Source organism: Leptolyngbya sp. BL0902, from assembly GCF_016403105.1.
GTDB lineage: Bacteria > Cyanobacteriota > Cyanobacteriia > Phormidesmidales > Phormidesmidaceae > Nodosilinea.
Map to the genome: position 1 here is coordinate 3,149,680 of NZ_CP046155.1, position 12,978 is coordinate 3,162,657.

The window sequence follows — 12,978 nt, forward strand, 5'->3', positions numbered from 1 at the left end:
CGTTTTGATTCATGGCAACTAAATTCCCTAAATTTAGCCAGGATCTGGCAGCCGATCCGACCACACGGCGGATCTGGTACGGGATTGCCACCGCCCACGACTTTGAAAGCCACGATGGCATGACGGAGGAGAATCTTTACCAAAAGATTTTCGCCTCCCACTTTGGCCACCTGGCAATCATCTTCCTGTGGACTTCGGGCAACCTGTTCCACGTCGCCTGGCAAGGTAACTTCGAGCAGTGGATCAAAGATCCGCTCAACGTGAAACCCATCGCCCACGCGATTTGGGATCCCCACTTTGGTCAGCCTGCGGTAGATGCCTTCTCCCAAGCTGGTTCCTCTACTCCCGTTAACGTCGCCTTCTCCGGGGTCTACCACTGGTGGTACACCATCGGGATGCGAACCAACACCGACCTGTACTCCGGGGCTGTGTTCCTGCTGATTCTGTCCGCCATCTTCCTGTTCGCAGGTTGGCTGCACCTTCAGCCCAAGTTCCGCCCCAGCCTGTCCTGGTTCAAAAACGCCGAGTCTCGCCTCAACCACCACCTAGCTGGTCTGTTTGGGGTTAGCTCCCTGGCTTGGACGGGTCACTTGGTACACGTCGCCATCCCCGAATCTCGTGGTGTGCATGTGGGTTGGGATAACTTCCTCTCCATGAAGCCCCACCCCGAAGGTCTGCTGCCCTTCTTCACCGGAAACTGGGGCGTGTATGCCCAGAACCCCGACACCTCTAGCCACGTCTTCGGCACGGCCACGGGTGCAGGTTCTGCCATCCTCACCTTCCTGGGTGGGTTCCATCCCCAGACCGAGTCTCTGTGGTTGACCGACATGGCTCACCACCACCTGGCCATCGCGGTGATCTTCATCGTGGCTGGGCACATGTACCGCACCAACTTTGGTATCGGCCACAGCATTAAGGAAATCCTGAATGCCCACAAGCCCCCCAAAGGCGGTCTTGGCGAGGGTCACAAGGGTCTCTATGACACCCTGAACAACTCTCTGCACTTCCAACTGGCGCTGGCCCTGGCTAGCCTCGGTGTCGTCACCTCCCTGGTGGCGCAGCACATGTACGCGCTGCCTCCCTACGCCTTCATGGCCAAGGACTACACCACCATGGCGGCCCTGTACACCCACCACCAGTACATCGCTGGCTTCATCATGGTGGGGGCTTTCGCCCACGGTGCCATCTTCCTGATTCGGGACTACGATCCCGCCGCTAACAAGAACAACGTCCTCGACCGCGTTCTTCAGCACAAGGAAGCCATCATCTCCCACCTGAGCTGGGTGTCCCTGTTCCTGGGTTTCCACACCCTAGGACTCTACGTCCACAACGACGTAGTGGTGGCCTTTGGCACCCCCGAAAAGCAAATCCTGGTTGAGCCTGTCTTCGCTCAGTTTGTGCAAGCGGCCTCCGGTAAGCTGCTCTACGGCTTCGATACCCTGCTATCGAACGCCGACAGCGTGACCCAAACCGCCAACGCCGTTTGGCTGCCCGGCTGGTTTGAGGCCATCAACAGCAACGCCAACTCGCTGTTCCTGACCATTGGCCCTGGCGACTTCCTGGTACACCACGCCATCGCCCTGGGTCTGCACACCACCACCCTGATTCTAGTCAAGGGTGCCCTGGATGCCCGTGGTTCCAAGCTGATGCCCGACAAGAAGGACTTCGGCTACAGCTTCCCCTGCGACGGCCCTGGCCGTGGCGGCACCTGCGACATCTCCGCCTGGGACTCCTTCTACCTGGCGATGTTCTGGATGCTGAACACCATCGGTTGGACCACCTTCTACTGGCACTGGAAGCACCTCAGCATCTGGTCTGGTAACGTGGCTCAGTTCAATGAGTCCTCCAACTACCTGATGGGCTGGCTGCGCGACTACCTGTGGCTCAACAGCTCTCAGCTGATCAACGGCTACAACCCCTACGGCATGAACAACCTCGCCGTCTGGGCCTGGATGTTCCTCTTTGGACACCTGGTTTGGGCTACCGGATTCATGTTCCTGATCTCCTGGCGGGGCTACTGGCAAGAGCTGATCGAAACCATCGTGTGGGCGCACGAGCGCACTCCCCTGGCGAACCTGGTTCGCTGGAAGGACAAGCCCGTTGCCCTCTCCATCGTGCAAGCTCGTCTGGTGGGTCTGGCTCACTTCACCGTGGGTTACATCCTCACCTACGCCGCTTTCCTAATCGCCTCCACCTCCAGCCGCTTCGGCTAAGGCTCGGCTAATTAGGTAAACGGTTTGGTAAAGCCTGCTCTCACTCGTTGGGAGCGGGCTTTATCGTTTTTAGCGATAGAAATTGCCCATCATTTTTTCTTGCTATGCTAAAGCTAGCCATAATCGGGGTTCTCCTATGACAGACTCCAATGAATTGATGGGCGATAAATCCTCAGCCACTATTCCCGACCAAAACCAAATTTTTGCAAAAGGAAATCGGGTGATTGCCTTTGCCTCTGGTGGTTCCTTCCTTGGCGCGATGGTTGGACAAATTCCAGGGGCCGTGCTTCTCAGTCTGCTTGGGGCTATGTTTGCCTTAGTTTATAACCCTGAAACGGCGAATGCTGGTGGAAAGGAATAAATGAGTCAGTCTATTTTGACTCTCTGGGGGCTGCTGTCGGGCTTCTTGATTGTTTCCGTGATGGTGGTTAAGGTTTAGCGTGGACAACGGCTGAAAATTCCCCTAGGAGGCTTCATTGTTGAGGGACTTAGATTTCAAAGTCAACTTCTTTCCGAAATAAAAAGACTTGTTGTTGTATTTAAATATCAACGACTAAAACCTCAAAGTATTGAACATCTAGATCTACTAGTTCACAGGCTCAACTCTACAGCAATGGCAAATGATACTCGCGCTCAACTACCTTGGGTCTTGATAATCCTTATAGCTATTGGCTCTATTGCAGTTTTTTTTCTTATTCTTACAGGAAGGTGTTCAAAGGTTGAGGTAGAGGCTTGGAGACTAGCTCTTGATTGTCCTACATCCGAGGGAAGCATTCAGAACAATCCTTCAAACCCAGCTTCAGAATTAGCTGAGGAGAGTCCTGAAGAGAAATTTAGATCAATTAGCAATATAGATAGTGGCCACGAAGAACTAATGGAAGGTGAGGCAATAGCCTTAGTTCAAGCATGGCTTGCAGCAAAATCAAGTGTTTATGGCCCCAGTTATGACAGGCAACTTGCCAGTGTTCACATCAATTTCCCAGGAATCGATGCTATATACAATCACCTTGATCAACTTCAGCGAAATGATACCCATGGCCCCTACTATTGGCTGTATGATGCACCTTCAAATATAGATGAAGTCCATAGGTTTGAATATTTCCCATCCCAGGGAACAGCAGAGTTAGTCGTCACTATTAGTGAACATAGATCCTTCTATACAAGAAGAGGGAAAAGTCCTGAGCATTCAGGTTCGTCTACCACGGTAAGCAAATACACTTTTGGGCGTGACTCTAACGGCAACTGGAAAATTGCTGACATTGAAGAGCAAAGAATGTGATAGAGCCCATGAATTAATTCAAGCAGTTCTATATCAGTAGGTTAAGTTTTTTGATCATTGTCATTTCACTATCTTTTTTACTGATCGATTAGAGTATTTAGTATGACGACGTTAACTGTATGAGTAAAGAAATCCATCAGAATATTGCTTCAGAAGTACAACGATTCCAGATAATTGATCAAAAAGAAAACTTTCTCTTTTTGATTGGTGCCCTGCTAGCCAGAGTCATCAGCCTCAAGAAAGCCTCAGAGGTCATGCAGCTTGAACCTTCGGAGTTTCTCAAAATTCTGGATCTGATGGGAATCGAGTTTTCCTATCTTTCTGAGAAAGATATCGAGATGGAGAAAAACTGGTAAATAGATGTAAATGATTATTAGTTTACAGGAGTAATCAACCTAGCAAGGTGCATCTTGAACTATAGGATCCAGATATGACTAAGAGTCTGGGCCTTGCACTGTACCTCACGTGACTCAAAAGCGCTGTATCTCACTAGATCAAGAGACGCTGTTTTGTTTTAATAAAAATTACTGTAAAAGCAGGAATAATCTTTCCTTTTACCTTGATTCTTACTTACTTTTTAGTTTCTAGATGCCTTTTCAGTATCCCCATTGGTTCACCAGTTCTGACTTAGGCGGGTTCAGGCAATCGCAATTACAACAAAAAGCAGGCAGTCTAGCAGTTTTCTGAGATATTTCGGCTAGTCAATCAAAGGTCTTGTTCACAAAAGGCTTTGAGCCGTTTAGTATAAATTCGTTACTTAGTTGCTATAGAGACTTGACATGGTAGACGTTCCAGCCTCCAACCCCCTTCCCCATCAGGATACATCGTCTGGTTTTGATCCTATCCCGTTTGTGTCTGTAATCATTCCGGTCTATCAAGATCGAGAGCGCTTAGAGATTTGCCTTGATCACTTAGGACGTCAAAGCTATCCAGAAAATCGCTATGAGGTCATCGTGGCCGATAACGGCTCAGACAACTACGATAGCATCGAAGCCTTAGTAGAACAGTACGATAATGTGCGTATTGTTCAAGAGTTAAGTCCTGGCTCCTACGCTGCTCGCAATAAAGGCATTGAAGCTGCCCAGGGGGAGATTCTCGCTTTTACCGATGCCGATTGTCAGCCCTCACCCACCTGGATAGAAATGGGGGTCAAACACCTTGTTAATAATCCTGATTGTGGGGCCGTAGGTGGGCGCATTGAAATGTTCTACGCCAATCCTGAAAATGTCACCATACCTGACTTGTTTGATCGGGTCATTTTTGGTTTTCCCTATCAAGAAATGCTGGAGGGGTACGGCGGCATGATTACCGCTAATCTGTTCACGCGCAGAGCTGTTATTGACGACATTGGCCCATTTTTAGCCCGGATTAAGTCCTTTGGCGACCAGGAGTGGGGAATGCGGGTACGGGCCGCAGGCTATGGGCAAATCTACGCTGATGATGCTTGGGTGGGGCATCCGGTGCGGGGCAGTGTGGCCGGGATCGCCCGCAAGAAAATTCGCTGTTCTGGCGGTGTGTACGACCTCTACGTACGGGAGGAAACCTCCTGGTTTGTGCGCTATCGTCGCCTTGCCCGCCTAATTTTTGAGGAATTATTCATCCAGTCTCCACCTCAGCTTGTCACTGCATTTACCGATCCACGCCTTGCCCCTTTGACAACTCGCCTTCAAATTGCGGGCATGGTGGTGATGATGCAGGGTCTTAGCGCCTGGGAAAAGCTGCGCCTCAACTTTGTAGGCGGCAGTGCTGAACGGCTCTAATAAAATTCGGCTTGTTTGCCCCTGGTATCATTGGCGGGCGAGGAGCCTAATCCCTACCGTTGGTGGGGTCAGGAGTCGGGGGTTCCTGACTCGGATTTGGTATAACCTTTGCGGTATTTCGCTGAAGCGAACATCTTATGTCGCGACTTGCTAGCGTAACTTGCGATGGGGAGCTTACTGATCTGATCCCTGGTCAGGCGATTCCCAACGGTGTAGCCACTGCTCCATCCCGGTGGGCAGGGGATGGCGGCGACGGGGTTGAGTTTCGATGCAGGTATGGCGAGTGAGGGCTTCCGCCAGGGGACGGTTTGCTTTGGACTCTGGCTCAGCATCAACCTCGGCATTGAGAGCTAGGTGGTAGGTGATTTCAAAGCTGAACGCATCCAACCGTCGAGGATGTAGGGTAATCCTGACGAGGTCGCCGCAGTGGAGGGGGCGATGGTAATCCATGCTGGCGTGAACGATGGGATAGGCGAGGCGGGCGCTGGCGCTAAAAAAATCGCGCAGATCGAAACCTGCGGATTGGAGCGAGTCTTCGTAGGCCGCATGGCACAGGGCCAGACCATTGGCAAAGTAAAGCACCCCGGCAGCGTCCGTATCACGGAATTGGATGGGGTAGCTGCGCGTAAAGGCCATGGATCAGCGACGATGATCAGCGAGGAGCAATGGCCTAGCTAGCATTGGGCTGGGCTGGGCGATAGGGGTAGTCTATCGATCCTTCTAGGGCGCTGGCATCTCCATCGGCGGCGGGCTGAGCTTGTCCTAGGGCAGCCATGGGGTTGTTGATAATGTTCATCAGGTTGGCGAGGCCGTACTCCAGCACTTCGCCAGGATCCATAGCGACCCAGCCTTCTCCGGTGAGTTGCCGCACCTCAAAGTGCAGGTGGGGGCCAGTGGAGGTGCCCGTGCTACCCACTAGGCCGATCACCTCACCTTGTTCAATCCATTCCCCAGAACGCACCGAAATTTGGGACAGGTGGGCGTAGCGCGATTCTAGGTTGCCGTCCCCGTGGCGCAGGATGACGGTGAGGCCATAGCCGCCGAGGAAATCTGCCACAGCCACCCGTCCGGCTTGGGTGGCCAGTACCGGAGTGCCCATAGGCGCGGCGATATCCGTACCCGCGTGGAACCGCCAGGTTTGGTGAACAGGGTGCATCCGCCAGCCAAAGACCGAGGAAATGGGGGCGGGAATGGACAGCGGGAAGACAAATTGCTCGCTGCCCCGCCGCAGAATGTTGAGGGGCCGGATGCGGTCGTTGAGGGCGGCACGACTGATGACGGTGCTGCCGAGGCTAACCCCACGGGGGGCCACGGTGACTGGCCCACTGGGTAATCGAGACCCACCCACCAGAGAACCGTTGGGGGCTAGGGCTCCGCCTGCCGTAGTGGCTACACCGGGCAGGGTATCAGAACCATTGCCGCAGTCAGACACGGGCTGCCCTCCTGCTACGGTGATTTGGCAGCCTGTAGCGCGATTGGAAAACACCACACTGGGGGCCGCTGGAGCCGTGGTGGCCCCTACGTCGTAGGTGGTGGGATCGATGAAGACGCTGTTGTACCCCGCTGGCACCGAGTCATCGGCGGCAATGCTTCCAGGCACCACCAAATCCGCTGCCCTAGGCAGAGAAGAACCGGGCTCTGGAGTTACAACAGGGGCACTGGGGGCGGCCTGTAGCAAGCTCTCGGCCATGGTTGGCGCAGCGGTTGTCTCAGGGACAACGATAGCCGCTGCGGGAGGTGGGGGAACCGGGGGTTGCATGGATTGGCTCAGGTGGGGGGGAGACGTCTGGGCAGGGAGCGCGGCTGGAGACGGTGAAAACTGGGGCTGTGCTGTGGTGGGTACCGACAGATTAACCGATGCCGAAGAACGGGGAGAACCGCTCACGTGCGACTGACGGCCCAGGGAATCGGGGCTGACCACTGCGGGGGATGCCGTTGGAGCCTCTGCTCCAGAACCAGGACTAGCGCTAACCGCTGCGGTATCAGCGATGGCCATGCTACCGCCCACCAAGCCCAAGCTCCCCATCAAGACTAGCCCTTGGGATCGCTTGAGGGTTGGCCGTGGGCTAAGGGCCGCAACCCCAAGCAGCCGAGCAGGCCGAGAAGTTTCCACAGAATCAGGTTTAGAATTCACCATCCATCAACCGCTACGCATTGTAGCCTAAACTGACATCACCGGGCAGAACTTCCACCTCCAGGGGCGCACCAGTACCGTCGGACGCAATCCGCACCGACAGGTTCCCGGAGGACGCCAAACCCACTACGGTTCCGGTTTGATGGTGAACCACCACCGACTGGCCCAGGTGGGTCATGCGTTGCTGATAAAGCGCCAGAAAGGCTTGGTCTCCCTGGCTTTGCCAAACGTGGTAGCCCTGCATCAACCCGTAAAGGGCGACGGCGGCCACACCTTCCAGGCTATTCAAGGGATGGGTGGACTGATCCGGGAAATTTAGAAGCTGCCCTAGGGAAATTCCCGTAGGCGGAATAGGGTTCGTGTAGTTCAGACCTAGGCCCACGGTGGCGGCTAGCACCTGATCGCCCTGTACCCGCGTTTCAACCAAAATGCCGCCCAGCTTGCGGCCATTCACCACCAAATCGTTGGGCCATTTCACCTGGGCCGGAATGCCCAAATTCTCTAGGCTAGTGGCCAATCCCCAGGCACTGGCTAAGGTGAGGCATAGACTACGCTGCACCGTCATTTCTGGCCGCAGCCCCAAAGAAAGATACAGCCCCCCCGATGGAGACTGCCACTGTCGCCCCCATTGCCCCCGTCCCGCCCGCTGGGTGGCCGCAATCAGCACCGTTCCTGCCGCCGCCCCCGCCACCATTTGGGTCATTAGGTTTTGGTTAGTCGATCCGGTTTCCTCCACCCACTGCACCTGAAAACGCGGACGCAATCCGCCTAGTTCTGGCACCACGCCAAGGGTGCTGGGGGGCTGCTGAAGGGTTTGGTGTAGTCGGCGGAGATCCAAGGTTTGACGGGAATTAGAAGACGGAAACTGGGGATAAAGGGGGACTCGTTTAGGAACGAATCAGGACTCGTTTAGACACAAATTTAGACACAAATGAGCCCTCGTCTGGAACTGATGTTGAGTCTCGCTGGGCGCGAATCCTTGGGCATGAATCGAAGCCGCCCCATGGGATGCTGATTCGGCAACGGCCATCCCCCACCCCACAGAAACTTGGCCTATAGTTAAGCGTAGACGGTAAGTAGCACTCCAGAAATATCTATGGTTTTCTTTGGCTTAGGTAAAGGCAAAAAGACTGAAATGCCCTCTCCCAAGGAGGCTCTGCCGGGACGCGACACCCCCATTCCCGTGCCGAGCCAGCACTATGTCAACGGCAACCCGCTCCAGCCGCCCTTTCCGGCGGGGATGGAAACGGCGATGTTTGGCCTGGGCTGTTTTTGGGGAGCTGAGCGCAAGTTTTGGCAGCAGGAAGGCGTCTTCACCACGGCGGTGGGCTATGCGGCGGGCTACACCCCCAACCCCACCTACCAAGAGGTGTGCTCTAGCCTGACGGGCCACAATGAGGTGGTGCTGGTGGTGTTTGACCCCAAAGTCATCAGCTACGAGCAACTGCTGAAGGTGTTTTGGGAAAGCCACAACCCCACCCAGGGCATGCGCCAAGGCAACGATGTGGGCACCCAATACCGCTCTGGCATTTACACCTACTCGCCGGAACAAAAGCAGCAGGCCGAAGCCTCTCGGCAGGTCTACCAGCAGGCGCTATCGGCGGCGGGCTATGGCACCATCACCACCGAAATTCTGGAGGCCCCAGAGTTCTACTACGCCGAAGCCTATCACCAGCAGTATTTGGCCAAAAATCCTGGCGGCTACTGCGGCCTAGGCGGCACCAATGTGGCCTGCCCGGTGGGCCTCACCGTCTAGATCGAGATCATCGAGATCATCGAGATTGCTGCCCCATCGTTGCCCGACCCGCTGATTCCATCCCCATGAGCACCCCCATCACCGTCGCCGACCTGATCCAGCGCCTAGAAACCTGGGCACCGCCCCAGTGGCAGGAAAGCTGGGATAACTGCGGCTGGCAGGTGGAACCGGGGGTGCTCGATCAGCCAGCCAGGGTGTTGGTATGCCTAACGCCTACCCTAGCCGTGCTGGAGGAAGCCCTCGCGCTGCGGCAACAGGGCATTGCGATCAACCTAATCTTGGCCCACCATCCGCTAATTTTTAGCCCGCTGAAGTCGGTTTCAAAGGTCGATCCCGTCGGCCAGATGGTCTACCAAGCCATCACCCAGGGCATCGGCCTTTACAGCGCCCACACCAATTTTGACCAAGTGGCCGGAGGAACGGCGGATACCCTGTCCCAACTCCTCCACCTCCAAAACCCGGAACCCGTCGTTCCCACCCAGCCGGAGGTAGGCTATGGCCGGGTGGGAAATCTAGCGCCAGCCCTCGCTCTGGGAGACCTGCTCAGGGAAATTCAACACAAACTGGTTCCCCCTCGGCTGATCTATTCTCCGGCGGCTGACTTGGGCCAGCCGATTCAGCGCCTTGCGGTGTTGGGCGGTTCGGGGGCTAGTTTTCTCGGAGCCGTCGCCAAAACCGGAGCCCAGGCTTACCTTACAGCAGACGTCAAGTTTCACCAGTTCCAAGAAGCCCGTGATCGCGGCATTGTCCTAATTGACGCCGGACACTACGCCACCGAACGCCCCGCCTGTGCCGCCTTGGCCGACTGGGTACAGGCCCAAGGAGCCGACTGGGCTGCACTAAGCCAGCAGGATGAGGATTTTCGTCAGTTTTTGGGGAGTGGCTTCGCGGAAGATGGGTCGTCCGCAACGTCTGTGACCGCTGCGGGTTGACCCACCTGGGCGCACACATAGTCGAGGGTTTGGGCATTCAGAGGATCCCCATCGACCGAGTGCCAGATTAAATCACCGGGTTGCCCGTCGTACACCACATCCCGAAACTCGCGGGCTGGGCAGCGATATTCCGTCTGGTAGGTGGTGCGCTGTTCGGGCCGCTGCCGCTGATCGACATAGAGGCTCTGCACCTGCACCGTGCCCCCTGGCAGAATTTGGAGGGAGCTAGGATCGATAAACTGTCGCTCCTGCGCGGGGGGTGTGGTGGGCACCCAGGTATTGGCCCAGGCGGGGAGGCTCCAGGTTAGCACCATGCCGCACAGCCCGATAAGCCAGAGGCGCATCCCCCAGCGTCCAAATCCTATCCACTTACCCAACCCATCTATCTGTCTCGGAGCAGTCACCCAGGCAGCCTTTAAGCGATTCATCATCTGTTTCCTTACGGACTCAGTATTCAACCGTTGCACAAAAAAAGACCCTGCCTAGCAGAGTCTTTCTTGTAACTTAGCAAGGTTTTAAGGACGGGAAACCGCCAACCTTGGGGGCATCAGCCTAGAAGCTGGTGCGACGATATTGGCCACCGCCACCGCCGGAGCGGCTACCGCTAGCGGCTTGATTATCATCACGGGGACGAGCTTTGTTCACCCGCATCTCGCGACCCATCCACTCAGCACCGTCGAGGGCTTCGATGACGGTGTCTTCTTGGGTTTCGGCGGTCATGTCCACAAAGGCAAAACCACGAGGACGCCCGGTTTCCCGGTCGATGGGCAGGCTGACGCGGCTGACTTCACCGTATTCGTTGAAGACGCGCTCTAGGTCTTCACGGGTGACATCGTAGGACAAATTACCAACATAAATAGACATAGGATTCTCTCCAGATTAGCGAATGTATCGAGTAAACGGAGAAGAACCTGCGTCGGAAATCGAAATCGAAATGAAACAAGCGTAATCTACCGAAAACTGAACACGCCCATGGTAACACTCTCTTGAGGCGATTGGGGAAAGGTGGCTGCAACTTGGCTCCACGGCCCTCTCCTAGGGATCCTCCTGCGAGACGGTCGGCTAATTTTCTAGACGATACGGCTTCGATTCACGGTGGCAGAAAGCGGTTTAGGGGCTACTTTCTACGGCAAATTGTTGAGCATAGAACTGAGCATAGCGGCTCTTTTGGGCCAACAGTTCGCTGTGGGTGCCGGACTCAATAATTTGGCCTTTTTCGATCACCAAAATGCGGTCGGCGCGGCGCACGGTGGCAAGGCGGTGGGCAATGATGAACACGGTGCGATCCCGCATGATCCGCTCTAGGGCTTCCTGCACAAGGGCTTCCGATTCGGCATCGAGGGCGGAGGTGGCTTCGTCCAAAATCAGGATGCGGGGGTTGAGCAGCACAGCTCTGGCGATGGCGACCCGCTGGCGCTGACCACCGGAGAGGTTCACCCCCCGTTCGCCCACCCAGGTGTAGTAGCCCTGGGAAAATTGGCTGATGAAGTCGTGAGCATTGGCGACGCGGGCGGCTTCTTCCACGGCTTTGATATCAAACTCTTTTTGGCCAAAGGCGATGTTTTGGGCGATGGTGCCGGAAAATAGCGTGTTTTCTTGAGGAACAATGCCGATTTGGCGGCGTAGGCTGCGTAGAGACACCGTGGCAATGTCTACGTCGTCAATTAAGACCTGGCCGGATTGCGGATCATAGAAGCGGGGCAGCAAGTTCACCAAGGTGGATTTTCCGGCCCCGGAAGCACCGACGAGGGCGATTTTTTCACCGGGAAGGGCAATTAAGTCCAGGTTTCGTAGAATCGGCTCGGTGGGATCGTAGCCAAAGGTGAGGTTGCGGTACTCGACCCGTCCGGTCACGGGGGGGAGTTCGATGGCGTTGGGCAGTTCGCGGACGGCGGGTTCGATGTCCAGCAGTTCCACGATGCGGTCTACGGAGGCTTCGCCCTGTTTGAATTCGCTGTAGTTGTGGATGAAGTGGTTGACGGGGTCAATCAGCATCAGCGCCGCGATCACGTAGCTGCCGAAGGACGCCCCCGTGAGGTTGCCCTGGGAAATTTGCCAGGTGCCCATCAGCAAAATCATCACCACGACTAGGCCGTAGAGGAACCCCACCACAGGATACTGCACTGCCTGGAGCCACGCCGCTCGGTACTTGGCTTGGCGGTTCTTTTCCGCCTCCTGGGTGAAGCGTTCAATTTCGTAGTCTTCGGCGGCAAAGGCGCGGACGAGGCGAATGCCGCTGAACACCTCCGTGACCAGCGACGACAAATCCGACACCAGGTTTTGGCTGCGGCGAGAGGACTTCAGCATTTGGTTGCCAAACCAGCCCGCCAGCACCGCCAGCAGCGGAATCAGCACCATCGCCGTTAGGGTCAACTGCCAGTTGAGGTAGACCATGTAGCCCACCACCACAATCAGTTGCAGCAGGGAGGGAATGAAGTCGTGGAATAGCTTCAGTACCACTTCCCCAATGCGGTCGATGTCTTCCGTGAGGCGGTAGGCCAAGTCTCCGGTTTGGCTACGTTCAAAATAGGCCAAGCTGAGGTCGTGAATGTGGGTATAGACCTGCCGCCGCACCTTAAAGGCCACTTCTAGCGCGGCCTTGGACATGAAGGAGTCCTGGATGTATTGCCCCACCTTCTGCACCGCAAAGCCCGCCATGGTGACGGCAATCAGCCGCGACACCGCCGGAACATTGCCCTCCGCCAGCAGTGCCAGCACCTGCCCCGACAGCCAGGCCAAAATCGGCCAATAGCCCACAAAAATCAGCGTCCCAAACATGGCCTTGGCAATGGTGGGCCACTGCTGCCGCACGTAGGGGGCCAGAATCCAGTAGTTTGAGCCTTGGCGACGAGGGTGGGTCAACGGAACAATACCTATAAGCAATTGTTTCCTCAACCTATCAGG

Annotated in this window: 13 protein-coding genes; 7 read left to right on the forward strand and 6 right to left on the reverse strand. The window is 55.7% G+C overall.

Annotated elements, in window-relative coordinates; genetic code table 11:
• Window positions 1–11 precede the first annotated feature (11 nt).
• The 5 genes from psaB to GFS31_RS13855 all read left to right on the forward strand — a co-directional run bounded on the left by psaB (window position 12) and on the right by GFS31_RS13855 (window position 5,252).
• Window positions 12–2,213, forward strand: coding sequence for a photosystem I core protein PsaB (gene psaB / locus GFS31_RS13835; RefSeq protein WP_198805372.1), 2,202 nt, complete (start codon window positions 12–14; stop codon window positions 2,211–2,213).
• Between the two features lie 136 nt (window positions 2,214–2,349).
• The gene (locus tag GFS31_RS13840; protein WP_198805373.1) at window positions 2,350–2,574 is read left to right on the forward strand and encodes a hypothetical protein; all 225 of its coding nucleotides are present in this window, start codon (window positions 2,350–2,352) and stop codon (window positions 2,572–2,574) included.
• Between the two features lie 252 nt (window positions 2,575–2,826).
• Entirely contained in the window at window positions 2,827–3,492 is a 666-nt protein-coding gene (locus GFS31_RS13845) for an IMS domain-containing protein (RefSeq protein ID WP_198805374.1), read from the forward strand.
• Between the two features lie 119 nt (window positions 3,493–3,611).
• A complete protein-coding gene (locus GFS31_RS13850; protein WP_198805375.1) occupies window positions 3,612–3,848 on the forward strand; it encodes a hypothetical protein in 237 nt (78 codons plus the stop codon).
• Between the two features lie 495 nt (window positions 3,849–4,343).
• Window positions 4,344–5,252 (forward strand): glycosyltransferase, encoded by a 909-nt coding sequence (locus GFS31_RS13855; RefSeq protein ID WP_225907423.1) that lies wholly within the window; start codon window positions 4,344–4,346, stop codon window positions 5,250–5,252.
• Window positions 5,253–5,426: 174 nt separating this feature from the next.
• Here the strand turns inward: GFS31_RS13855 and GFS31_RS13860 are convergent, their stop codons facing one another.
• Genes GFS31_RS13860 through GFS31_RS13870 form a run of 3 tightly spaced genes read right to left on the reverse strand, consistent with a single transcriptional unit; the run spans window position 5,427 to window position 8,224 of the window.
• Window positions 5,427–5,888: an acyl-CoA thioesterase gene (locus GFS31_RS13860; RefSeq protein WP_198805377.1), complete on the reverse strand. Its 462-nt coding sequence runs from the start codon at window positions 5,886–5,888 to the stop codon at window positions 5,427–5,429.
• 34 nt (window positions 5,889–5,922) lie between these two features.
• Complete coding sequence (locus GFS31_RS13865; RefSeq protein ID WP_225907424.1) at window positions 5,923–7,389, reverse strand: M23 family metallopeptidase; 1,467 nt, start codon at window positions 7,387–7,389, stop codon at window positions 5,923–5,925.
• A 10-nt stretch (window positions 7,390–7,399) separates the two neighbouring features.
• The gene (locus GFS31_RS13870) at window positions 7,400–8,224 is read right to left on the reverse strand and encodes a biotin--[acetyl-CoA-carboxylase] ligase (protein WP_198805378.1); all 825 of its coding nucleotides are present in this window, start codon (window positions 8,222–8,224) and stop codon (window positions 7,400–7,402) included.
• A 258-nt stretch (window positions 8,225–8,482) separates the two neighbouring features.
• Here GFS31_RS13870 and msrA point away from each other — a divergent pair, with 258 nt between their 5' ends.
• Together msrA and GFS31_RS13880 are read left to right on the forward strand one after the other, a co-directional pair.
• The gene (gene msrA, locus GFS31_RS13875; RefSeq protein ID WP_198805379.1) at window positions 8,483–9,142 is read left to right on the forward strand and encodes a peptide-methionine (S)-S-oxide reductase MsrA; all 660 of its coding nucleotides are present in this window, start codon (window positions 8,483–8,485) and stop codon (window positions 9,140–9,142) included.
• Window positions 9,143–9,207: 65 nt separating this feature from the next.
• Window positions 9,208–10,074 carry a Nif3-like dinuclear metal center hexameric protein gene (locus tag GFS31_RS13880; protein ID WP_263974839.1) on the forward strand — a complete coding sequence of 289 codons (867 nt, stop codon included), beginning with the start codon at window positions 9,208–9,210 and terminating at the stop codon, window positions 10,072–10,074.
• On the opposite strand, the gene GFS31_RS13885 is transcribed toward GFS31_RS13880, so the two are convergent.
• The 3 genes from GFS31_RS13885 to GFS31_RS13895 form a co-directional block, all read right to left on the reverse strand.
• Window positions 10,008–10,418 (reverse strand): hypothetical protein, encoded by a 411-nt coding sequence (locus tag GFS31_RS13885; protein WP_198805380.1) that lies wholly within the window; start codon window positions 10,416–10,418, stop codon window positions 10,008–10,010. The two genes, GFS31_RS13880 and GFS31_RS13885, sit on opposite strands and share 67 nt — an antisense overlap.
• 208 nt (window positions 10,419–10,626) lie before the next feature.
• The gene (locus GFS31_RS13890; RefSeq protein ID WP_198805381.1) at window positions 10,627–10,938 is read right to left on the reverse strand and encodes an RNA recognition motif domain-containing protein; all 312 of its coding nucleotides are present in this window, start codon (window positions 10,936–10,938) and stop codon (window positions 10,627–10,629) included.
• A 246-nt stretch (window positions 10,939–11,184) separates the two neighbouring features.
• Window positions 11,185–12,936: an ABC transporter ATP-binding protein gene (locus GFS31_RS13895; RefSeq protein ID WP_317135033.1), complete on the reverse strand. Its 1,752-nt coding sequence runs from the start codon at window positions 12,934–12,936 to the stop codon at window positions 11,185–11,187.
• Between the last annotated feature and the right edge of the window lie 42 nt (window positions 12,937–12,978).

Coding starts and splice junctions, on each gene's coding strand:
- GFS31_RS13865 (WP_225907424.1), bottom strand. CDS start 7,389: ATGGTGAATTCTAAACCTGATTCTGTGGAAACTTCTCGGCCTGCTCGG.
- GFS31_RS13850 (WP_198805375.1), top strand. CDS start 3,612: ATGAGTAAAGAAATCCATCAGAATATTGCTTCAGAAGTACAACGATTC.
- GFS31_RS13840 (WP_198805373.1), top strand. CDS start 2,350: ATGACAGACTCCAATGAATTGATGGGCGATAAATCCTCAGCCACTATT.
- GFS31_RS13880 (WP_263974839.1), top strand. CDS start 9,208: ATGAGCACCCCCATCACCGTCGCCGACCTGATCCAGCGCCTAGAAACC.
- GFS31_RS13890 (WP_198805381.1), bottom strand. CDS start 10,938: ATGTCTATTTATGTTGGTAATTTGTCCTACGATGTCACCCGTGAAGAC.
- GFS31_RS13860 (WP_198805377.1), bottom strand. CDS start 5,888: ATGGCCTTTACGCGCAGCTACCCCATCCAATTCCGTGATACGGACGCT.
- GFS31_RS13845 (WP_198805374.1), top strand. CDS start 2,827: ATGGCAAATGATACTCGCGCTCAACTACCTTGGGTCTTGATAATCCTT.
- msrA (WP_198805379.1), top strand. CDS start 8,483: ATGGTTTTCTTTGGCTTAGGTAAAGGCAAAAAGACTGAAATGCCCTCT.
- psaB (WP_198805372.1), top strand. CDS start 12: ATGGCAACTAAATTCCCTAAATTTAGCCAGGATCTGGCAGCCGATCCG.
- GFS31_RS13885 (WP_198805380.1), bottom strand. CDS start 10,418: ATGCGCCTCTGGCTTATCGGGCTGTGCGGCATGGTGCTAACCTGGAGC.